The sequence below is a fragment of the Bittarella massiliensis (ex Durand et al. 2017) genome (assembly GCF_001486165.1).
Lineage (GTDB): Bacteria > Bacillota > Clostridia > Oscillospirales > Ruminococcaceae > Bittarella > Bittarella massiliensis.
Genome location: NZ_LN908976.1, coordinates 200,496 through 221,700 on the forward strand (window position 1 = coordinate 200,496; position 21,205 = coordinate 221,700).

General features: G+C 65.4%; 21 protein-coding genes and 1 tRNA gene. 7 read left to right on the forward strand and 15 right to left on the reverse strand.

Annotated features, from left to right (window positions below):
- Positions 1 to 30 precede the first annotated feature (30 nt).
- Genes ruvB through ruvC form a run of 3 tightly spaced genes read right to left on the reverse strand, consistent with a single transcriptional unit; the run spans position 31 to position 2,257 of the window.
- On the reverse strand, positions 31 to 1,074 hold the full coding sequence (ruvB, locus tag BN3266_RS04395) for a Holliday junction branch migration DNA helicase RuvB (RefSeq protein ID WP_021661280.1): 1,044 nt from the start codon (positions 1,072 to 1,074) through the stop codon (positions 31 to 33).
- 22 nt (positions 1,075 to 1,096) lie between these two features.
- Positions 1,097 to 1,705, reverse strand: a complete 609-nt coding sequence (ruvA, locus tag BN3266_RS04400) for a Holliday junction branch migration protein RuvA (protein WP_059004082.1) — start codon at positions 1,703 to 1,705, stop codon at positions 1,097 to 1,099.
- 42 nt (positions 1,706 to 1,747) lie between these two features.
- Positions 1,748 to 2,257, reverse strand: coding sequence for a crossover junction endodeoxyribonuclease RuvC (gene ruvC / locus BN3266_RS04405; protein ID WP_021661278.1), 510 nt, complete (start codon positions 2,255 to 2,257; stop codon positions 1,748 to 1,750).
- 360 nt (positions 2,258 to 2,617) lie between these two features.
- Between ruvC and BN3266_RS04410 the strand changes: the two genes are divergently transcribed.
- Positions 2,618 to 2,693 (forward strand) — tRNA-Val (locus tag BN3266_RS04410).
- A gap of 159 nt (positions 2,694 to 2,852) precedes the next feature.
- Here the strand turns inward: BN3266_RS04410 and BN3266_RS04415 are convergent.
- Positions 2,853 to 3,077: a hypothetical protein gene (locus BN3266_RS04415; RefSeq protein WP_021659955.1), complete on the reverse strand. Its 225-nt coding sequence runs from the start codon at positions 3,075 to 3,077 to the stop codon at positions 2,853 to 2,855.
- A gap of 132 nt (positions 3,078 to 3,209) precedes the next feature.
- On the opposite strand from BN3266_RS04415, the gene BN3266_RS04420 reads away from it, so the two are divergent.
- The 3 genes from BN3266_RS04420 to BN3266_RS04425 all read left to right on the forward strand — a co-directional run bounded on the left by BN3266_RS04420 (position 3,210) and on the right by BN3266_RS04425 (position 5,368).
- Positions 3,210 to 3,677, forward strand: a complete 468-nt coding sequence (locus BN3266_RS04420; protein ID WP_059004084.1) for an NUDIX domain-containing protein — start codon at positions 3,210 to 3,212, stop codon at positions 3,675 to 3,677.
- A gap of 87 nt (positions 3,678 to 3,764) precedes the next feature.
- The gene (locus BN3266_RS13740; RefSeq protein WP_154668974.1) at positions 3,765 to 3,941 is read left to right on the forward strand and encodes a hypothetical protein; all 177 of its coding nucleotides are present in this window, start codon (positions 3,765 to 3,767) and stop codon (positions 3,939 to 3,941) included.
- Between the two features lie 428 nt (positions 3,942 to 4,369).
- On the forward strand, positions 4,370 to 5,368 hold the full coding sequence (locus BN3266_RS04425) for an asparaginase (protein ID WP_059004086.1): 999 nt from the start codon (positions 4,370 to 4,372) through the stop codon (positions 5,366 to 5,368).
- An 88-nt stretch (positions 5,369 to 5,456) separates the two neighbouring features.
- Here BN3266_RS04425 and cysS read toward each other — a convergent pair whose 3' ends face one another.
- The 11 genes from cysS to BN3266_RS14215 form a co-directional block, all read right to left on the reverse strand.
- On the reverse strand, positions 5,457 to 6,851 hold the full coding sequence (cysS, locus tag BN3266_RS04430) for a cysteine--tRNA ligase (protein ID WP_059004087.1): 1,395 nt from the start codon (positions 6,849 to 6,851) through the stop codon (positions 5,457 to 5,459).
- A gap of 349 nt (positions 6,852 to 7,200) precedes the next feature.
- A complete protein-coding gene (locus BN3266_RS04435; protein ID WP_195891603.1) occupies positions 7,201 to 8,268 on the reverse strand; it encodes a M15 family metallopeptidase in 1,068 nt (355 codons plus the stop codon).
- 131 nt (positions 8,269 to 8,399) lie between these two features.
- The gene (pgsA, locus tag BN3266_RS04440; RefSeq protein WP_021659963.1) at positions 8,400 to 8,966 is read right to left on the reverse strand and encodes a CDP-diacylglycerol--glycerol-3-phosphate 3-phosphatidyltransferase; all 567 of its coding nucleotides are present in this window, start codon (positions 8,964 to 8,966) and stop codon (positions 8,400 to 8,402) included.
- Positions 8,950 to 10,308 carry a 30S ribosomal protein S12 methylthiotransferase RimO gene (gene rimO, locus BN3266_RS04445; RefSeq protein ID WP_044992849.1) on the reverse strand — a complete coding sequence of 453 codons (1,359 nt, stop codon included), beginning with the start codon at positions 10,306 to 10,308 and terminating at the stop codon, positions 8,950 to 8,952. Before rimO ends, pgsA begins: the two co-directional genes overlap by 17 nt.
- Positions 10,298 to 10,942, reverse strand: a complete 645-nt coding sequence (locus BN3266_RS04450; protein ID WP_021659965.1) for a regulatory protein RecX — start codon at positions 10,940 to 10,942, stop codon at positions 10,298 to 10,300. The genes rimO and BN3266_RS04450 overlap by 11 nt, the downstream gene beginning before the upstream one ends.
- A 3-nt stretch (positions 10,943 to 10,945) precedes the next feature.
- Entirely contained in the window at positions 10,946 to 12,091 is a 1,146-nt protein-coding gene (recA, locus tag BN3266_RS04455) for a recombinase RecA (protein ID WP_075109677.1), read from the reverse strand.
- Positions 12,092 to 12,365: 274 nt separating this feature from the next.
- Entirely contained in the window at positions 12,366 to 13,220 is an 855-nt protein-coding gene (gene prmC / locus BN3266_RS14035) for a peptide chain release factor N(5)-glutamine methyltransferase (protein WP_059004091.1), read from the reverse strand.
- On the reverse strand, positions 13,214 to 14,380 hold the full coding sequence (locus BN3266_RS14040; protein ID WP_059004094.1) for a DUF1385 domain-containing protein: 1,167 nt from the start codon (positions 14,378 to 14,380) through the stop codon (positions 13,214 to 13,216). Before BN3266_RS14040 ends, prmC begins: the two co-directional genes overlap by 7 nt.
- Positions 14,355 to 15,839, reverse strand: a complete 1,485-nt coding sequence (locus tag BN3266_RS04470) for a HAMP domain-containing sensor histidine kinase (protein ID WP_021659969.1) — start codon at positions 15,837 to 15,839, stop codon at positions 14,355 to 14,357. Before BN3266_RS04470 ends, BN3266_RS14040 begins: the two co-directional genes overlap by 26 nt.
- A 51-nt stretch (positions 15,840 to 15,890) precedes the next feature.
- On the reverse strand, positions 15,891 to 16,586 hold the full coding sequence (locus tag BN3266_RS04475; RefSeq protein WP_021659970.1) for a response regulator transcription factor: 696 nt from the start codon (positions 16,584 to 16,586) through the stop codon (positions 15,891 to 15,893).
- A gap of 22 nt (positions 16,587 to 16,608) precedes the next feature.
- Positions 16,609 to 17,934, reverse strand: coding sequence for a hypothetical protein (locus tag BN3266_RS14215; RefSeq protein ID WP_021659971.1), 1,326 nt, complete (start codon positions 17,932 to 17,934; stop codon positions 16,609 to 16,611).
- Positions 17,935 to 18,143: 209 nt separating this feature from the next.
- Between BN3266_RS14215 and BN3266_RS04485 the strand changes: the two genes are divergently transcribed.
- The 3 genes from BN3266_RS04485 (at position 18,144) to BN3266_RS04495 (ending at position 21,087) form a co-directional block, all read left to right on the forward strand.
- Complete coding sequence (locus BN3266_RS04485; protein WP_368013943.1) at positions 18,144 to 19,550, forward strand: metallopeptidase TldD-related protein; 1,407 nt, start codon at positions 18,144 to 18,146, stop codon at positions 19,548 to 19,550.
- Position 19,551: 1 nt separating this feature from the next.
- On the forward strand, positions 19,552 to 20,016 hold the full coding sequence (locus BN3266_RS04490; protein ID WP_059004096.1) for a PmbA/TldA family metallopeptidase: 465 nt from the start codon (positions 19,552 to 19,554) through the stop codon (positions 20,014 to 20,016).
- A gap of 171 nt (positions 20,017 to 20,187) precedes the next feature.
- On the forward strand, positions 20,188 to 21,087 hold the full coding sequence (locus BN3266_RS04495; RefSeq protein ID WP_059004099.1) for a TldD/PmbA family protein: 900 nt from the start codon (positions 20,188 to 20,190) through the stop codon (positions 21,085 to 21,087).
- The last annotated feature ends 118 nt before the right edge of the window (positions 21,088 to 21,205 follow it).

Sequence of the window (21,205 nt, forward strand, 5' to 3'; positions counted from 1 at the left end):
GCCGTGTTTTTTTGCCGATTTTGCCCCGTTTTAGACCAGCCGCTGCTGGCCGTCGTCGGCCGGCGGGGCCTGCCGGGGGTCGGGGAGCCCCAGATGGGCGTAGGCCTTGGCGGTGGCCACCCGCCCCCGGGGGGTGCGGCCCAAAAAGCCCAGTTGGATGAGGAAGGGCTCGATGACGTCCTCGATGGTCACCGCCTCCTCCCCCATGGCGGCGGCCAGGGTGTCCAGCCCCACCGGCCCCCCGCCGTAGTTGTGGATCATGATCTCCAACATCCGCCGGTCGTTCTGGTCCAGGCCCAGGGGGTCGATCTCCAGCCGGGAGAGGGCCTCGTCGGCGATCTGGTCGGTGATGACCCCGTCGCCCATGACCTGGGCGAAGTCCCGCACCCGCTTGAGCAGCCGGTTGGCGATGCGGGGGGTCCCCCGGGAGCGGACAGCCAGCTCCCGGGCGCCCCCCTCCTCGCAGGGGATCTCCAGAATGGCCGCCGAGCGGGAGACGATCTTCTGCAGCTCGGAGTGGGTGTACATCTCCAGCCGCAGCACCACCCCGAACCGGTCCCGCAGGGGGGCGGTCAGCTGCCCGGCGCGGGTGGTGGCCCCGATGAGGGTGAAGGGGGGCAGGTCGATGCGGATGGAGCGGGCGCTGGGCCCCTTGCCCACGATGATGTCCAGGGCGTAGTCCTCCATCGCCGGGTAGAGCACCTCCTCGACGCTGCGGTTGAGGCGGTGGATCTCGTCGATAAAGAGGATGTCCCCGGCGGACAGGTTGGTCAGCAGGGCCGCCAGGTCCCCCGGCTTCTCGATGGCCGGGCCGGAGGTGATGCGGATGCCCACGTTCATCTCGTTTGCGACAATGCAGGCCAGGGTGGTCTTGCCCAGGCCGGGAGGGCCGTAGAGGAGGAGGTGGTCCAGCGGTTCGCCCCGCTTCTTGGCCGCCTCGATAAAGACCGAGAGGTTTTCCTTGGCCTTGGTCTGGCCCACATACTCCTCCAGGGTGCGGGGGCGGAGGTTTTGCTCCAACTGGGCCTCGTCGGGGGTGTATTCGGGGGTCACCAGCCGGTTTTCAAAGTCCATCTCACAATTGTCCACAGGCGCGCTACCTCCTTCCCGCCAGGGCCTTGAGGGCCCCCTTGATCAGCTCTTCCACCGGCAGGCTCTGCTCCAGCTTGGAGACCGCCAGCGCCGCCTCGGACTGGGTGTAGCCCAGGGAGGTGAGGGCGGCCACAGCCTGTCCCACCTCGCTGTCCTCCCCGGCGGGGGTGATGTCCTCCAGCGAGACCCCCTGGCCCCCCCCGAAGGCAAGGCCCTTGATTTTGTCCTTGAGTTCGAGGACGATGCGGTTGGCCAGCTTCTGCCCCACCCCGGGGGCGGCCGTCAGGCTCTTGGCGTCGGAACTGGCGATGCAGAGGAGCACCCGGTCGGGGGGGTAACTGGAGAGGATGGAGAGGGCGTTTCGCGGCCCCACCCCCGACACGGTCACCAGCAGTTGAAAGCAGGAGAGTTCGGCCTGGGTGGAAAAGCCGTAGAGGTCGAGGGCGTCCTCCTTGACGGCCAGATGGGTGTAGAGGGTGGCCGTCTGCCCGGTGTGGGGCAGGTCGGCGATGGTGTTGCGGGTGGTCTTGCAGGAAAAGCCCACCCCGCCGCAGTTGATGACGGCCAGCTTGTCGGTCTTGACGGCCACCTCGCCGGTGAGGCTGTAAATCACGGGCACATGTCCCCTTTCTCGGCTTGTAAAATGGACGGTTTGCTATCTGCGCCCCTGGCGGGCGATGGCCGCCTGCAACAGGGAGCCGGAGCTGTGGGCGTGGCAGATGGCCACGGCCAGGGCGTCGGCGGTGTCGTCTGGTTTGGGGACGGCCTTCAGGTTGAGAAGGACGCGGGTCATCTCCATCACCTGGCTCTTGACGGCCTTGCCGTAGCCCACCACCGCCTGTTTGACCTGCATGGGGGTGTACTCGGCCACCGGCACCCCCCGCTGGGCCGCCGCCAGGAGGACCACCCCCCGGGCCTGGGCCACGTCGATGCCGGTGGTCTTGTTGTTGGTGAAGTAGAGCTTTTCCACCGACATGCAGTCGGGCCGATGGAGGTCGAGGATGCGACACATCTCCTCGTAGATGGTGCACAGCCGCCCGCCGAAGGGGGTGTGGGCCGGGGTGAGGATGGCCCCGTAGTCCAGGGTGGTAAAGCGGTTGGCCCGGTACTCCACCACCCCGTAGCCCACGATGGCATAGCCGGGGTCAATGCCCAGAATCTTCATACGCACACTTCTCCATCTTAGAATTTGAACGGTATCAGTATAGCACAAACTCCCCGGCGCAACAACCGGAAAAGCGGCCCTGTCCCAAGGGAAACGAGAAGCCCCCTCCCCCGCCCGGCGGGTGGGCCGGCAGGGAGACAGGGGGCGGCCCGCGCCGGCCTCCACCCCGGCCCCTTCGCCCCCTCAGAGCAGCCCGGGAAAGGGAGCGCGCCCACCCCGCCAAAAAAAGTTGCAAAAAATGAAAAAAAGGACTTGCTTTTTTCGCCGCCTTGTACTATAATTTCAACCACAGGACAAGAGACGTTAAAGTTCTTTTAACAATCTGGTTCTGTTCTTTTTCCGAATGGACAAAGGTTATATGGACGATTAACTCAGCTGGTAGAGTGTCTGCTTGACGTGCAGGAAGTCGGGGGTTCGAGTCCCTCATCGTCCACCAGGGGTGCTGTTCCTGCAATAGCGGGGGCGGCATTTTTTTGCGCCCATTTCCCGCCGACGGCCAAGGGGGCCGCCCGGACAAGTGATTGTCCGGGCGGCCCCCTTTTTTCTTTTTCCTCTCCCCTCTCCCCTGCTCTCACCCCTTGCCCAGTTAAAGCGCCTAGGCTGCGGCCCCGCGGTACCCCCAGCACCGCAGCCACGCCTGGGCGGCCCGGCGCAGGCCCGCTGGCGCGCCCTCGATTTGGAGGATGGCCTTGTAGACCACCGCCCAGAAGGAGCGGCTGTCCCCCGGCAGGGAAATTTGGTATTTCTGCGCGTAGGCCTCGATCCGCCGACGGTCCAGTGAAAAGAGCGCCCGGTCCCTGTCCTCTATGTACTGCTGCATGTTCGCTTCCCCCTTCTCTTGTTGACAGAGAGAGCATTGCCCCAAAATCGCCCCGTTATACCCCCGCCGGCGAGAAAATTTGACAGACCGGCAGCCGGTGCGGTATCTTTTATAAAAAAGGAGACGGATGCGGTGATCCGACAGGCGGTGGGAGCCATTGTCAGGGACCGGGCGGGCCGGTTTTTGCTGGCGCGAAAGGTGCGGGTGGACGCCCGGCAGGGCGATGGTGCCATCCCCCCCGAGTGGGGGTTTGTCAAAGGGGGCGTTCGGCCGGGAGAGGGGGTCGAAGAGGCCCTCTGGCGGGAGCTGTGGGAGGAGACCGGCAGCCGGGCGTTTGTGCTGGAGGCCGCCTTCGCAGAGCCCATCTCCTTTTCCTTCCCGCCGGAGATGGCGGCGCGTCTGGGCTTTACCGGGCAGGAGACCCGGATGTTTTTGCTGCGCTACACCGGCCGGGCCCCTCTGGCGCCCGCCGACAGCGAAATCGACGCCCTGGAATTTGTGGAGGAAGAAGAGCTCCTGCGGCGGATGGCCCACCGGGAGAGCCGGGACTTCTTCCTCAAAAACCGAAGAAAAATGGGCCAAAGTCCCCCTTCCCCTTAAATTGGGGTGGCTTTTGCCCCCCTTCTTTCCCTTTTCCCCCCACCCGCCAGCGGCAGCAAACGCTGAAGCCTTGCCGGGCAAGAGGGCTTGCATCGCTTTGCCGCGTCATACCGACCAAAAGCCCTGGTTCCAATCGACAGCGAGACCGACGCCCTGGAATTTGTGGAGGAAGAAGAGCTCCTGCGGCGGATGGCCCACCGGGAGAGCCGGGACTTCTTCCTCAAAAACCGAAGAAAGATGAGCCAAAGTCCCCCTTCCCTTTAAATTGGGGTGGCTTTGCCCCCCTCCTTTCCCTTTTCCCCCACCCGCCAGCGACAGCAAACGCTGAAGCCTTGCCGGGCAAGAGGGCTTGCATCGCTTTGCCGCGCCATACCAGTCCAAAACCCTGGTTCCAATCGACAGCAAGACCGACGCCCTGGAATTTGTGGAGGAAAGAGGAGTTCCTGCGGCGGATGGCCCGCCGGGAGGGCCGAGACCCTTTCCTCAAAAACCGAAGAAAAATGAGCCAAAGTCCCCCTTCCCTTTAAAAAGGAAGGGGTTTCTCCGCCGCCATTGCAATGGCCGGCGGCCCCATGTAAAATGGAGGGGAAGATCGTTCCCCTCTCTTTTTTTGCCCTTTGCCCGTCGCTCCCTCCGGCAGCGGTGGGGGCAAGGGCAGGGCCCACATCTCACCTGAAAAGGGGTTTTTGAACATGTCAAAGAAGATCCTCCTCCTCTCCACCGGGGGCACCATCGCCTCGGCCCCCACCGAACACGGGCTCGCCCCGGCGGTGGACGGGCGGGAACTGCTGTCGCGCATCGCCCCCTCGGTGCAGCAGTACCAGCTGGAGAGCGAGGACGTGCTCAACCTGGATTCCTCCAACATCCAGCCGGAGGAGTGGCAGGTCATCGCCCGCCGGGTCTACCAGCGGCACCTGGGATACGACGGGATCGTCATCACCCACGGCACCGACACCATGGCCTACACCGCCTCGGCCCTGAGCTTTATGCTGCCGCAGATCCCCATCCCGGTGGTGTTCACCGGCAGTCAGCTCCCCCTGGCCGACCCCCTCTCCGACGCCTGGGAAAACCTGCGCGACGCCTTTGCCATGGCCGCCAGCGGACAGCCGGGCATCTTCCTCTGCTTCAACCGCAAGGTGTCCCTGGGCTGCCGGGCGGTGAAGGTGCGCACCACCGGCTTTGACGCCTTTGAGAGCGTCAACTGCCCCTACGCCGCCAAGGTGGACTCCCGCGGGCTGCGCATCAACCCCTCGGTTGTGCGGCCGGCGGCCGGTCTCTGCCAGCTAAAGGACCAGTTGGACTGCCGGGTCATCCTCATCAAGCTGACCCCCGGCTTCAACCCGGACATCTTCGACATGCTGCTGGGGATGGACTACCGCGGCATCGTCATCGAGGCCTTCGGCATCGGCGGGCTGCACTTCATCCACCGAGACCTGGTGAGCAAGCTGCAAAAGGTGACCGAGGCCGGCATCTCGGTGGTGGTCTGCAGCCAGTGCCTCTACGAGGCCAGCGACTTCTCCGTCTACGAGACCGGCAAGCGGATTTTGGAAAAGGGGGTCATTCAGGGCCGGGACATGACCTCGGTGGCGGCGGTGACCAAGCTGATTTGGGCCCTGGGCCAGACCCAGGACCCCGCCCAGGTGCGGGCCCTCTTCGAGACCGACCTGGCCGGGGAGATCACCCTGGACTGATTTTTCCGCTCCTGCCGGTCGTTCAAACAAAAAAGGCGCTGGGATCGCCCGATCCCAGCGCCTTTCTTCCGCCCTTTATCCTGTGGGGCTATTTGACGATGATCTGCACCCCTTCAGAGGTGTCTTTGAGGGTGACCCCCATGGCGGCCAACTGGTCGCGCAGGGCGTCGGCCTCGGCGAAATCCTTGGCCTTGCGGGCGGCCTGACGGCGGTCCACCAGCTCCTGGATCTCGGGGGTGACCTCGTTTTTCTTGCGGTTGTAGAGCAGGCCCAGCACCCCGGCCAACTCGTCAAAAATCTTGGCGGCGTGCTCCAGGGCGGCCTTCTGCTGGGGCTCCTCCCCGTTGAGGCGGAGATTGATCTCCTTGCAGAGGTCAAAGAGGGCGGCGATGCCGTCGGCGGTGTTCAGGTCGTCCGAGAGGGCAGCGATGAACTTCTCCTTGGCCTCGTCCGCGGCCTTTTGCAGGGCGTCGCTCCCCTCTGCCCCCGCCTGGGAGAGGGCGAAGTCCAGTTCGTCCCGGCAGTTGTAGAGCCGCTCCAGGGCGGAGATAGACTGGTTGATGACCTCGACGCTGTAGTTGATGGGGCTGCGGTAGTGGGCGGCAATCATCATAAAGCGGATGGGCTCGTACCCGAACTGCTCGGCCACCTCGCGGACGGTGAAGAAGTTGCCCAGGGATTTTGACATCTTGCGGTTGTCAATATTGATGTAGCCGTTGTGCATCCAGTAGTGGGCGAACGCGCAGCCGTTGGCGCACTCGGACTGGGCGATCTCGTTTTCGTGGTGGGGGAAGATCAGGTCCTGCCCGCCGCAGTGGATGTCGATGGTGTCGCCCAGGTAGTGTTTGGCCATGGCCGAGCACTCGATGTGCCAGCCAGGGCGGCCCTTGCCAAAGGGGGACTCCCAGTAGGGCTCCCCCTCTTTGGCGGCCTTCCAGAGGGCAAAGTCCACAGGGTCCTCTTTGATTTCGCCCACGCTGATGCGGGCGCCGGCCTCCAGATCCTCCAGCGGCATGTGGGAGAGCTTGCCGTACTCGTCGAATCGGGCCGCCCGGAAGTAGACGTCCCCGTTCTCGGCGCGGTAGGCAAATCCCTTTTCCATGAGGGAGGAGATCAGGTCGATGATGTTCTGGATGTTCTCGGTGGCCTTGGGGTGGTAGGTGGCCTCTCTGACCCCCAGGCCCTGGGCGTCCACCTTGTACTCGGCGATGAAGCGCTCGGACACCTGGGCAAAGTCGCTCCCCTCCTCGTTGGCCTTGCGGATGATCTTGTCGTCGATGTCGGTGAAGTTCTGCACAAAGGTCACCTGGTAGCCGATGTACTCCAAAAACCGGCGCAAGGTGTCAAAGACGCAGATGGGCCGCGCGTTGCCGATGTGGATGTAGTTGTAGACGGTGGGGCCGCAGGCGTAGATCTTGACCTGGCCCGGGGTGATGGTTTTCAGCTCTTCTTTCTGTCTGGTGAGGGTGTTGAAAATTTTCATAAAAGCCCTTCTCCCTTTCTCTCGCAATCGGGTTTGTCGTCTTTTCTATCAAAAAAAGCCGCCTCCGGCGGCGCCGGGTCCACCGGCGCTCGACCGAAGGCGGCTTTTGGGTACCAAAAGTCCGCGGTTCCACTTCTGTTTCTCGCTCTTGAGGCCGCTAACGGGGCCAAACCGCGCCGGCCTACTGAACGGGGGATCGCTCCCCTGTGTTCGGCCCGCGTGCTGGCGGGGGCACCTTCCCCGGCGGGTGCGGCCGGCGCGCTCTCAGCTCGCTGCTCGCCTCTCTGTCGCCGCCCTCTCATGCCGGGTACTCTTTCCCGCGTCATCGCATGTCGCGTCATTCAATTTGCTATTTGACCCCCAGGTACTCCTCGTAGGTCTGGCCGCTCTTGTAGAGGGTCTCGGCCAGGTCCTTGCCCAGGTAGCGGTAGTGCCAGGGCTCGTAGCCGTACTGGGTGATCTTGACCTTGTCCTCGGGGTAGCGGAGGATGAAACCGTAGTTGTGGGCGTTTTTCATCAGCCATTTGCCCTCGGCGGTGGTCTCAAAGTTGTCGGGGATGCCGGCGGTGTTGCTGATGTCCAGGGCCAGCCCCAGCTCGTGTTCCGAGCGGCGGGGATAGGCGCTGTACTGGGCGGTGTACTCCTTGCCGTACTGGCTGGTGTAGCGGGTGAAGAGCCCGTTTTGGTAGTCCTTGGTGCGGTAGGCGCTGACGGCCTTGAGGGTGATGCCGTCGGCCTTGGCCGCCTCCATCATCTGCTCCCAACTCTCGGCCGCCTCCTTGCGCAGCTGCAGGTTCTTGCCGCAGTTGGTGGTGATGGCCACCAGGTCGCTGGGGGTGTATCCCTCGGGCAGGGCGTGGTATTTGTTGACGATGGCGGTGATGGCGGAGGGGTTGGAGATGACCTCCGGGGTGATGGAGGCGGGCTCTACGATCCCGCCGGAATAGACCACCTCGCCGGTGTTCCCGCCGGAGGACTGCCCCCCCTGGGAGGAGGAGCTGCTCCCCTCCCCGCCGGACGGTGTCTCGGGCTCCTCAGGCTCCTCCTCCGGCTCGGTGGGGGCCTCGGGGGCCGCCTCCCAGACCACCGTCAGGGTGAACTGGGCCTGTTTGCCCAGGCCGTCTTCGGCGGTGAGGGTCAGGGGGTATTCCCCCGGCCCGGCAAAGCCGATCTCGGGACACTGCACCGGTCGCTCTTTTCCCAGCCAGTCGTATGCCTTGACCCGCCCCAGCTCCCCGCTGATGTCGGCAGAGGAGACGGTGATGGTGCCGGCGGCGGCCTTCTCCCCGTCAAAGGTGAAGCGGGGGGACGGGTGGAGCAGCAGGGTCAGCCCCACGGCCGCCGCCAGCACCACCACGGCCGCCACACAGGCCACGGCGATCCGTCTTCTTTTATATACTTTTTCGTTCCTGCGCATTCTCTTCATAAGCTGTTATAAACCCCATTTTTCGCTTCCCAGTTCCCATTTTATCCCCGATTTTTGGCGCTTTCACTAGGCGAATGGAAAAGTATTCCATTTCATTCTACAATGCCAAAAAGCAGGTCTTTTTATTTTGTGGCGTTGATGCAGCCGATGTTGTCCACCACATAGGTTGCGCCGGAGATCACCGTCAGCGCCGCCACCAGCCACATGCCGATGTTGCTGATGAGGGGGACGTCGATCCCCGCGGGGAGAAGGCCGTTCTGCCCCAGCCCCAACAGCAGCAGCACCCCGATGATCACCGCCATCTGGGCCACCGTCTTTACTTTGCCCCAAATGTTGGCAGCTATGACCGTCCCCTCGCCCGCGGCCACCAGGCGGATGCCGCTGACCACAAATTCGCGGGCGATGACGATGAGGACCGCCACGCTGTGGGCCAGCCCCATGTCGATGAAGCAGATCATGGCCGAGACCACCAGCAGTTTGTCCGCCAGGGGGTCGAGGAACTTGCCGAAGGTGGTGACCTGGCCGTTTTTGCGGGCCAGCTGGCCGTCCAACAGGTCGGTGAGGGAGGCCGCGGCAAAGAGCACCAGGGCGATGAAGCTGTTCTGCCACAGCCCCTGCCAGAGCAGGGCCGCCACAAAGAAGGGGACCATGCACATCCGCAGGACCGTGAGCTTATTGGGCAGGTTCATCGCCGTTCCCCCCCTCCTCGATCAGTCGGCCGTAGAGGTCGAAGTCGTCGGCCTCCTCCACCAGCACCTGTACGAATTCGCCGGGCTCCAGCTCCCGCTCGGAGGAGAAGCGGACGGTGCCGTCGATCTCGGGGGCGTCGTACTGGGTGCGCCCCACATAGCAAAACTCCTCCGGGTCGTAGCCGTCCACCATCACCTCGACCTGGGCGCCCACCTTCTTTTGGCAGTACTCGCCCATGATGAGGGTCTGTTTGTCCATGATGAGCTGGGCGCGGGCCCGCTTCTCCTCCTCCTCGAGCTGGCCGTCCAGCCGGGCGGCGGGGGTCCCCTCCTCCTGGGAGTAGGCAAAGCAGCCCAGCCGCTCAAAGCGCATGTCGTCCACAAACCGACAGAGCTCCTCGAACTGCTCCTCGGTCTCGCCGGGGAAACCGGCCAGCAGGGTGGTGCGGATAAAGACCCCGGGGACCTCGCGGCGGATCTGCTCGATGACCGAGCGCACCCAGCGGTCGTCCCCCTTGCGCCCCATCCGCCGCAGCACCTCGCGGTTGGTGTGCTGCAGGGGGATGTCGATGTACTTGACGATGTTGTCGCTGTCGCGGATGATGGAGAGCAGCTCGTCGGTGATCCGGTCGGGGTAGCAGTACATCAGCCGGATCCAGCGGAAGGGCAGCTTGACCAGCTCCCGCAGCAGCCGGGCCAGGCTGGGCTCGCCGTAGAGGTCCTCCCCGTAGCGGGTGGTGTCCTGGGCGATGACGATCAGCTCTTTGACCCCGAAATCGGCCAGTTCGCCGGCCTCCTGCACCACCTCTTCGATGGGGCGGGAGCGAAAGTCCCCCCGGATGTAGGGGATGGCGCAGAAGGTGCAGCGGTTGGAGCAGCCCTCGGAGATCTTCAGGTAGGCGTAGTGGGCCGGGGTGGTGAGGATGCGGCCGCCCCCCAGGGGCAGGTCGTATTCGCTGCCGAAGGACTGGGCCTTTTCGCCCCCCAGGGCCCGCCGGATGATGGAGACGATCTCGGCGTTGGAGCCGATGCCCACCACCCCGTCCACCTCGGGGATCTCTCGCAGGATCTCCTCCTTGTAGCGCTGGGCCAGGCAGCCGGTGACGATGACGCACCGCAGCCGCCCGGTCTCTTTGAGGGCGCAGAACTCGAGGATGGTGTCGATGGACTCCTGCTTGGCGTCGTCGATGAAGCCGCAGGTGTTGATGAGCACCACGTCGCACTGTTCGGGGTCGCCCTGCAGGGCGAACTCGGGATCTTGTTGGATGAGGTTTAAGAGGATCTCGCCGTCTACCTGGTTTTTGGGGCAGCCCAGCGAGACCATTCCCACATTAATCGACATAAGGGTCTCCTGTCTCGTAATCGGTGTCGTATTCTTCCATGGCGGCCCGGCAGTCGCCGTAGCCAAACCCGCGGCGGGCCAGGGCGGCCAGCACCTTCTGCCGCTGCGCCCGATCGCCCAGGCGGGCGGCGTACTTCTGTTCCAGCAGGGCGCGGATGCTGGCGCCGTCGTCAAAGCCGCCGGCGTCCAGCACCTCCCGGCAGAGCGCGGGGTCGATCCCCCGCTTTTGCAGCTCCAGCTCGATGAAGCGGCGGGAGAGGTGCTTATAGCGGTAGAGCTCGTCGGCCAGGCGAAAGGCGTAGTCGCCGTCGCTGACCAGCCCGGCCTCCTCCAGCTGGGCGACCACCTGGCGGGCGGTGGGGCGGGGCCAGTCGCGGCAGAGCCGCTCCACCAGCTCCCCCCGGGCGTAGGCCCGCTGGCCCAGCAGGGTCAGGGCCTTCTCCCGGCAGCCCACGGCGTCGGACTGGGCCTTGACCTCCTCCAAATAGGCGTATTCCAGTACCGCGCCCGGGCGCACCCGGCTCTTGAGCAGGGTCTCCCCGTCCAGCGACCAGAGGAATTCCCCGTCCACAAAGACGCTGTACCGGCCCCGCTTGGTCTTTTCCAGCCCGGTGATCTCGCCGCACTCGGGCATGGCCTAGTCCTCCACCTCGATGTCGATGTCCATCACGGCGGGGGCGGGCTGGGCGGGGGCGGCGCTGGGGGCTGAGGCAGGGGCAGGGGCGGCCGCCGGGGCGGCGGGCTTTTTGGGCATCAGCGACTTTTCGGCCTCGGCCGCGTTCTGGCGGATGGTCGCCTCGATCTCCTGGGCCACCTCCGGGTGCTCCAAAAAGTACTTCTTCACGTTGTCGCGGCCCTGGCCCAGCCGCTCGCCTTTGTAGCTGAACCAGGCGCCGGATTTCTGGATGATGTTCATGTTGACGCCGATGTCGAGGATCTCGCTCTCCTTGGAGATGCCGGTGCCGTACATGATGTCGAACTCGGCTATCTTGAAGGGGGGGGCCACCTTGTTCTTGACGATCTTGGCCTTGGTGTGGTTGCCCACGAACTCGCCCCCCACCTTGAGGGTCTCGGCCTTGCGCACGTCGATGCGCACCGAGGCGTAGTACTTCAGCGCCCGGCCGCCGGCGGTGGTCTCGGGGTTGCCGTAGATGACGCCGATCTTCTCGCGCAGCTGGTTGATAAAGACCGCCACGCACTTGGTCTTGCCGATGATGCCGGTGAGCTTGCGCAGGGCCTGGCTCATCAGCCGGGCCTGCAGCCCCACGTGGCTGTCGCCCATCAGCCCCTCGATCTCGGCCTTGGGGACCATGGCCGCCACCGAGTCGATGACCACCACGTCGATGGCGCCGGAGCGCACCAGCGCCTCGCAGATCTCCAGGGCCTGTTCGCCGGTGTCCGGCTGGCTGACCAGCAGGGCGTCGATGTCGACCCCCAGGGCGGCGGCGTAGACCGGGTCGAGGGCGTGCTCCACGTCGATGAAGGCGGCGGTGCCCCCCTCCTTCTGGGCGGAGGCGGCGATGTGCAGGGCCACGGTGGTCTTGCCCGAACTCTCCGGGCCGTAGATCTCGACCACCCGGCCCCGGGGCACCCCGCCCACGCCGATGGCCATATCCAGCGACAGGCTGCCAGTGGAGATGGCCTCGATGTTCAGGGTGGAGTGCTGGCCCAGGCGCATGACAGCGCCCGCGCCAAATTGTTTTTCGATGTTGGCCAGAGCTGTTTCCAGCGCCTTTTGACGGCTCTCCTGAGCCGTCTCCTTGGCCTTGTTCTTTTCCGCCATGGATCGTCCTCCCAAACGTTCGTTCACTCTGTTGATAAAAATAGAACCATTCCCGCCGGGGCGGGCATGGCGCAGACAGCAGTTCCAAAAAAGACGGCCGCGCCGCCCGGGCCGCGACTGCCATTACAGAGCTATTATACTGCATTTCTCCCGCTGCCGCAAGCGTTCAGCGGCCTTTGCCGTCCCTGGCAGAAAAAACCGGCGTCCCCGGGCCGCCCGCCCCCCAAAGGGCAAAAAAAGAGGGCCGCGGCTCCGCCGCAGCCCCCTGCTTCTTCTATTTTGGCCGCCGGCCCAGCACCACCCGGTCCAGGCCGCCCAGGTCCTGCAGGCAGGTGACCCCCTCATACCCCTGGCCGCGAAAGAGGGCGCAGACCTCGGCCCCCTGGCCGCAGCCGATCTCCACCGCCAGCAGCCCCCCGGGGCGGAGGACCGGGCGGTAGGCGACGGCAAAGTGGCGGTAGAAGGCCAGCCCCCGCTCGGGGGCCTCCAGCGCCTCCCGCGGCTCGGCGCGCACCTCGGGGGAGAGGGTCTCCATCTCCTCCGGGCGGATATAGGGGGGGTTGGCCACCAACACGTCCAGCGGCGGGCAGACCCCCTGGTAGCGCAGCACATCCCCCCGCACCGGCCAGACGTTCGCGGCCCCGTTCAGGCGGATGTTGGCCTGCAGATAGCCGAAGGCGCGCCCGCTCTTCTCCACCGCCAACACCCGGCTCTGGGGGAGGGCGGCCCCCAGGGCGACGGCGATGCAGCCGCTGCCGCTGCAGAGGTCGGCGATGGTGCAGGGGCCCTGGGGGGCCCGGGCCAGCACCGCCTCCACCAGGCACTCGGTGTCCGGCCGGGGGATGAGCACCCCCTCCCCCACCCGGAAGGGGTGGCCGTAAAACGCCCAGCAGCCCAGCAGGTACTGCAGCGGTTCCCGCCGGGCGCGGCGGGCAAAGAGGGCCCGCACCCGCTGGACCGCGGCCGCGGACAGCTCGTCACGCAGGTGCAGGGGCAGCTCGCCCCGGGGAAAGCCCGCCCCGTGGCAGAGGAGCTCGGCCGCGTCGAACTTGGGGGCGTCCACCCCCTGCTCCCGCAGCAGGGCCTCCCCCTCCCGCCAGAGGGCGCGGACCGTGCGGGGCTCTACCACCGGTCGTCCTCCCCGTTTTGGGGGATGACGGCCTCCATGGCGGCCACCGCCACCTCGATCATCGAGTCGTCCGGCTCCTTGACGGTGAGGCGCTGCAGCCAGAGGCCGGGGGCCGAGAGGACCTTGGTGAGGAGGTTGTCGTGCCCGCCGGCGTACTTGATGATCTCGTAGGAGATGCCCATCACCAGCGGCAGGAGGAGGACCTTCAGCGCCATGCGCAGCCAGAGGCTCTGCCAGGAGACAAAGGAGGAGACCAGGATGCTCACCAGGATGACGATCAGCAGGAAGCTGGTGCCGCAGCGGGGGTGGAAGCGGCGGTGGCGGCGGACGTTCTCCACCGTCAGGGCCTCGCCGTGCTCGTAGCAGGCGATGGTCTTGTGCTCGGCCCCGTGGTACTCGAACATCCGCCGGATCTCCTTCATCCGCGAGACCAGGGCCATGTACCCCAGGAAGATGCAGAGCTTGACCAGCCCCTCCAGCGGGGTGCGCCAGCGGCCCAGCTCCACCAGCTTGCCCAGTCCCCCCACAATGGCGGTGGGCAGCACCATGAAGAGGGCCAGGGCCAAAAAGACCGCCAGCACGCTGACCGCCACCGAGAAGCCGGCCCCCAAGCCCTTCTCCTCTTTCTCCGCCGCCGGGGCGGCGGTATGTAGGGGCGCGGGCCGCTCTCCGCGCGCATCCGCGCCCTCACCCTCTCCGTTGGGGGCGGCGGCCGGGGAGGAGGGCATCTCCAACCCGCTGCCGGCCCCTTCCGGCGTGCTCCCCTCGCCCACCGGGGCGGGGGCTGCCGAGGGCGCTTCCTCGCCCCCGCCGGTTGGCGGGGCGCTCTCCCCTTCGCCGCTCCCCTCGTTCGCCGGAGCGGGGGCCTTGGGGGGCTCCTCCTCGTCCAGGGCGCCGGAGATCTCGGCCGAGCGCATCAGGCAGGTGTAGCCCAGCACCAGGGTGGAGACAAAGTTGAAGATGCCCCGCACAAAGGGCACCCGGCTGTACCACCGCGCCAGGTGCTTGTCGGGTTTGACCTCCAGTTCGATCCCCCCGTCGGGGCGGCGGACCGCCACGCTGTAACAGTCCAGCCCCCGCATCATGATCCCTTCCATCAGGGCCTGCCCGCCGATCTTGGTGCGGCGGGGCCCGCTATTTGTCCCGTTGTTGCTGTTCACGATAACGCCGTATCTCCTCTTCATCTATTTTTGCGATCTGCATGGTGGTGGAATCCACCTTTTTGTCCATCACCGGGATGGAGATGGTGACGGTCGTCCCCTCCCCCTCGGTGCTGTCGATGGTCAGAAGGCCCTTGTGCAGGGCGATGATCTCGTCGGCCACCGCCAGGCCGATGCCGGTGCCCCGGCGGCTGTTGGAGCCCTTGATGAACTTCTCCTTGATGCGGGGCAGGTCGCTGCGGGGGATGCCCAGGCCGGTGTCGGCGATGCGGATGACCACGTAGCCAGTCTCCTCGGCCGCCGAGGTGCGGATGGTCCCGTCCTTCTCGCTGTACTTGAGGGCGTTGTCGAGGATGTTGACAAAGACCTGCCGCAGCCGGTTTTTGTCCCCGAACACCGGGGAGACGAACTCGGGCAGCTCGCTCTCCAGGGTGACCCCCTCCCGCTTGGCCCGCTCGCCGAACATGATGAGCACGTCCTCCAGCTCGGCCAGGACGTCGATTTTCGAGAGAACCAGGGTCAGCCGGCCGCTCTGCATCCGCGAGAAGTCCAGCAGCTCCTCCACCATCCCCGAGAGGCGGTCGGTCTCGCTGAGGATGACGTGGATGCCCCGCTCCACCGTGTCCCGGTTCTCCACCGGGTCGGCGTCGAGGACCGTCTCCCCCCAGCCCTTGATGGCGGTGAGGGGGGTGCGCAGCTCGTGGGAGACCTGGGAGATGAAGTCGTTTTTCACCTCTTCGGCCTTCTGCAACTCGTCGGCCATGTAGTTGATGATGTTGCACAGCTGGCCGATCTCGTCGTTGTGCTGGGTCTTGAGGCGGACGCTGAAATCCCCCGAGGCGATCTTGGTGGCGATGACCCCCACCTGCCCGATCGGGGTGACGATGGAGCGGATGAAGTAGGTGCTGGAGAGGACCACGAAGAGGACCACCACCGTGGAGAAGAGGAGGAAGAAGAGGGCGGTCTTGAAGATCTCCCCGTCCACCAGGGAGAGGTCGCAGACCAGCCGGATACCGCCCACGCCGTCCCCCAGGCTGTCGGACACATAGCACACCGACATCACGTTCCCCGCGTCCTTCGCCCGGCCGGTGTAGACCCCGTAGCCGTTGTCCGACTGCAGGGCGCGGGCGTAGTCCACCCCGGTGAAGGTGTCGCCGGGGTAAAACCCGCTGGAGGTGACGGTGGGGGCGCCGTTTCGGTCCAGGGCCATCACCTCGTATTTGGTCTTCTCCTCAAAGCCGGTGATCACCTGCTCCACCCGCTCCTGGGGGGTGAGGGCGTCGCTGGTGCGGTACTTGATGGCGTTGACCATCACCTCGATGCGGGAGGTCAGCACCTGCTGGGCGCTGGAGTAGTAAAACTCCCGCACCCCCACCACGATGAGGAGCATGACGACGGTGAGGATGACGACGATGATGGTGAGAAAATTGAGCATCCACCGCTTGGTTACGCTCTGCATGAAAACTCCCCTTCGCGCCCGGGCCCCGCGCGGCGGCGGGGCGGGCCTTCTTTACGCTTTGAACCGGTAGCCCACGCCCCAGACGGTGTTGATGTGCCGGGGGTGGGAGGGCTCCTCCTCGATCTTCATCCGCAGCCGGCGGATGTTCACGTCGATGATCTTGTCGTCGCCGTAGTAGTTGTCGCCCCAGATCTTCTGCAAGATCTCCATCCGCCCCAACACCGCGTCGGGGTTTTTCAGGAACAGCTCCATGATCTGGTACTCCACCTGGGTCAGCTCCACCGGCTGCCCGCTCTTGAAGAGCATCCGGCTCTTGAGGTTGAGGGTGAAGGGCCCCACCTCCAGCTCCTCCTGGGGGCGGCTGTTTTGCAGCGAGACCCGCCGGTAGATGGCGTCCACCCGGGCCATCAGCTCGGAGACGCTGAAGGGCTTGGTGACGTAGTCGTCCGCCCCCAGCATCAGCCCGCTGATCTTGTCCATCTCCTGGGTCTTGGCGGTGAGCATGATGATCCCCACCGCGCTGTTTTTCTCGCGGATCTGGCGGCAGACGCTCAGCCCGTCGATGCCGGGGAGCATGATGTCCAGCATCACCATGTCGATGCCCTCTCCCCGCTCGGCAAAGACCTCCAGCGCTCGTTCGCCGGTGCCGGCCTCCAGCACCTCAAACCCCGATTTTTGCAGGTTCAGGCAGATGAGTTCGCGGATGTTCTCCTCGTCCTCCACCACCAAAATCGTCTTTTTTGCCACGCAAAGCCCCTCCTGTCTGTCGTTAGTTGAGAATGGAAAACCCGCTCTTGACCACGTTGAGGATCGACTCCCGGTTGCTGTCCTCCTGCGGCTTGCAGTAGTAGATGTAGTTGCCGCTGCTGCCGATCTTTTCAAAGCCGGAAGACTGGTAGCTCTGGGCGCTCTCGTCCCGGGGGAGGCGGAGGATGGAGAAGCGGACCGCATCCCCCCGCTTGCAGGTGATGACGGTGTTGTCCAGGTTGCTCTCAAAGGTGACCCCGGTCTGCCACTGGGCGGGCAGGGTCAGCCGGAATTTGTAGACCTCGTTTTCATAGGTGGTGCGGTCGTAGACAAACCGCTTCTCCCCCACCTCGTACCAGTCCACCTGGTAGCCGGAGGCCGGGCGCATCTGCACCAGGCTGGCCTTCTTGTCGGCGGTAAAGATGGGGACCTCGACCTTCTCGTCCCGGTCGATGTCCTGGCTGTAGAGCTCGGTCTTCTGGCGCTGGCTCTGGCTCACCACCGCCTCCCGCTGCACCAGGCTCAAAACGCCGTTTTGGTAGGCCAGCACCTCGGTGGCCAGCAGGTTTTCCTTGGTCAGCCCGTCGATGTAGAGCAGCTTGCCGCTCTCCCCGCTGCCCACCGCCAGCTTTCGCACGGCGACGATGCGGGGGTCCAGGGTCTGCTCGGTCACCTTCTCCACCGCCGAGCGGCCCACGTCCTTGTAGACCGCGGCCTTGACCCCCTCCTCGGTGCGGGAGGCCGAGAGGAAGACCAGCTCGGAGAAGTAGTCGCCGTCCATGTCCTCGCAGATAAACTGCTCGTACTCCCGGCTCATGAACTCGACGATGTGCTCGCCGTCCTCCCCCTGCTGGTAGCCGTAGATGGCCAGGCTGTTGTTGCTCTCGCCAAAGACGTTCCACCCCACCAGGATGTTGTAATAGGAGAGGTGGCTGATGTGGTCGAAGCGGACAAAGCCGATCTGGTTGCCCCGCCCCTCCTGGTCAAAGACGATGTTCCACTCGCTCTCCCCGTCCTCGTGCGACTGCAGTTGCAGGACCGCCAGGTGGACGTTGACCTTGTCCTTCTCGGTGTAGAAGGCCAGCGCCTCCTCCACCCCGTCGGAGTTGATGTCGAAGAGAACGACGGGGGTGCGGTACGCCCCCTCCTTGGGGTAGCTGAGCTTGATCTCCCCCTTGGTGCCCCGGTTCAGCGCCTGGATGATGGCCTGCTGCTCCTTGGAAAAGAGGGGGGCCTTCATCAAGTCCTCCACCGAGGCGGAGAGGCCGAAGGTACAGCCGCTCAGGCAGAAAAGCGCCGCCAACAGCAGCGGCAGGACCCGCCTCGACAGGCGGTTTTTGTGGGCCACAGGTCATCCCTCCTCCGGTTTCGTCCCTCTGTCGGTATTGTAGCACACCCGCCGCCCCGATTGGGTTACCGTTTGGTTACAATCCCCCTTCCGGCGGCAAGGGCGCTCATTCGCTTTGTATTTTAGCACAATTTTGACTATAATAACAGACGATGGTACAAATCACCTGCCCGCCCCGCTGAGGCGGGCGCCAAAGGAGGTAATACGCCGTGTCCGATCGCCGTTTTCAACCGCCCTCCCCCGCCCTGGTGGAGGAGGTGCTGGCCGCCGCCTGTTCCCAGGGGGCGGATTTTGCCGAGCTCTTTTGGGAGGATACCCACACCCACTCGGTCAACCTCATCGACCAAAAAATCGAAAACGCCCTGCGAAACCACATCCGCGGGGCGGGCATCCGGGTGGTCAAGGGGCTGCGCTCCACCTATGTCTCCACCGCCGACGTGGGCAGAGAGGGGCTTTTGAAGGCCGCCCGGGAGGCCGCTGCCGCCTGCTGCGACGGCCCCGCCCTGGTGCGGCCCCAGCCCTTTGTCCCCCTGTCATTTGACGACTTGCACCCCTGCCGCCTCTCCCCCACCGAGGTCCAGACCGCCGAGAAGGCGGCCCTCCTCCACCTGGCCGACCGGGCCGCCCGCAGCTGCGGGGAGGAGATCGCCCAGGTCAGCGCCACCCTGGCCGACCGGGTGCAGCGGGTGCTGATCGCCAACACCGAGGGCCTCTGGGCCGAGGACCGGCGCGCCCGCACCCGGATGGGGATCAGCGCCGTCGCCTCCGACGGGGCGCAGAACCAGACCGGCTTCGAGGGGCCCGGCCGCAGCGCCGGGTACGAGATCTTTGCCGGGGAGGTGGATGTGGAGGCCGCCGCCAGGGAGGCCGCCCGCACCGCCCTGACCATGCTCCACGCCCCCGAGTGCCCCGGCGGGCGGATGCCGGTGGCCATTGAAAACGGCTTTGGCGGGGTGCTCTTTCACGAGGCCTGCGGCCACTCCCTCGAGTCGGAGGCGGTGGGCCGGGGCAACTCGGAGTTCGCCGGGCGGCTGGGCGAAAAGATCGCCGGGGAGAAGGTCACCGCCATCGACGACGGCACCCTCCCCGGGGCCTGGGGCTCCACCAACATCGACGACGAGGGCCACCCCACCCAGCGCACCGTCCTCATCGAAAACGGCATCCTCAAAAGCTATATGGTCGACTGGCTGGGGGGGCGGCGGATGGGACTTCCCTCCACCGGCAGCGGCCGGCGGGAATCCTACCGCTACGCTCCGGTCTCGCGGATGCGCAACACCTTCATCGCCCCCGGGCCCGACGAGAACGAGGCCATCATCCGCTCCATGGACAAAGGGCTTTACTGCAAGAAGATGGGGGGCGGCTCGGTCAACCCGGTGACCGGGGAGTTCAACTTCGCCGTCAGCGAGGGCTACCTGGTGGAGCACGGGGAAATCACCACCCCGGTGCGGGGGGCCAGCCTCATCGGCACCGGCTCCCAGGTGCTGCTGGACATCGACATGGTGGGCAAGGATCTGGCCCACGGACAGGGGATGTGCGGGGCCGCCAGCGGCTCGGTGCCCACCAACGTGGGGCAGCCGCTCATCCGCGTCAGAGAGATCACAGTGGGGGGGAAATAACATGACCTTCGATGCATTTAAAGAAGAGGTGGCCCGCCGGGCCGGAGAGGCGGGGGCGGAGGCGTTCGAGCTTTACAGCGTCCGCAACAAGACCATGGAGGTGGCCGCCCACGAGGGCGAGGTGGACACCTTTTCCAGCGACCAGGACTTCGCCGTCAACCTGCGGCTGCTCGCCGGCGGGAGGATGGGGTACGCCACCACCCAGGTCCTCTCCCCCGAGGAGGCGAGCTGGCTGGTGGAGAGCGCCCTGGACAGCGCCCGCGCCACCCAGAACGCAGACATCGATGAGATCTGCGCCCCGGCCGAGGGCTTTGCCGCCCAGACCGACGGCCTCTCGGAGCCCGAGGCCCTTTACAGCCAGCTGCAGCGCCAGGTGCTGACGGCCGAGCGGGCCTGCCTCGAGATGTATAAGAGACAGGATTCTAGGATACCGGCCCTCTGTGAAAGCTGGATGATGAAAAAATGAAGCAAAAAGGCGGATTTTGTAAAGAAGTCATGTCGTGAACCAAGAGCCCCCCAAGGGGGACCAACGCAAAAAGAGGGACGCCCGTCCTTTCGCCCCCTCTTTGACCTCTGGTATACTAGCGTCCACCAAGGGCCCCGGACGCCCTCGGCGCTGTCTCTTATACACATCTAGATGTGTATAAGAGACAGCAACAGCCGGGGGCTGGACCTGTCCGACGAGACCTGCTACGCCGTGGGGGTCATCGGCCCCACCGCCAAAGAGGGGGGCCGCTCCTACAACGAGTACGAGGTGACTTCCGCCCCCGACCCCTCCGCCCTCGACCTGCCGAGCGCCGCCCAGAAGGCGGTGGAGGCCACCCTCTCCTTCATCGGCAGCGAGCCCGCCGACACCGGCCGCTACGCCGTGGCCCTGGCACCCGAGGTGGCCTGCGACCTGCTGGGCACCTTCTCCGGCGTCTTTTCCGGGCTGTCGGCGGTGAAGGGGCTCTCCCTTTTAAAGGGGCGGGAGGGGGAGGCGGTGGCCGCCCCGGTCCTCACCCTGCGGGACGACCCCTTCTGCATGGAGGCCATCCTCCACCGGCGCTTTGACGACCAGGGGGTGCCCACCTTCGGCAAGGACCTCATTGAAAAAGGGGTGCTCAAGACCCTGCTGCACAACCGCAAGACCGCCGCCCTGCTGGGGGCGGAGACCACCGCCAACGCCTACAAGGCAGGCGCCTCCGCCCCCCTGGGGGTGACCCCCACCAACCTCTACTTCACCCCCTCGGACCGCAGCCGCGCACAGCTGTTGGCGGAGATGGGGGAGGGTGTCTTCATCACCAACGTCAAGGGGCTGCACGCCGGGGCCAACCCCACCACCGGCGACTTCTCGCTGGAGGCCAAGGGCTACCTGGTGACCGGCGGACAGCTGGGGCGGCCGGTCTCGGGCATCACCGTGGCGGGCAACTTCTACCAGCTCTTGAAGGACGTGCGGGGGCTGGCCGACGACTTGGCCTTCGACGCGCCGGGCGGCGCCGGGCAGATCGGCTCCCCCACCGTCTGGGTGGACGGCCTCTCGGTCTCCGGCCGCTGACAGACGCTGGCGGCAAAGGGGAAAAGCGGGCTCCGGGCTTCAGCTCGGGGCCCGCTTTTTTGCCCCTTGGGGCCGCCCTTTACACCCTGTTCATCCCCCCGCCCCATTTCGCGGGTCC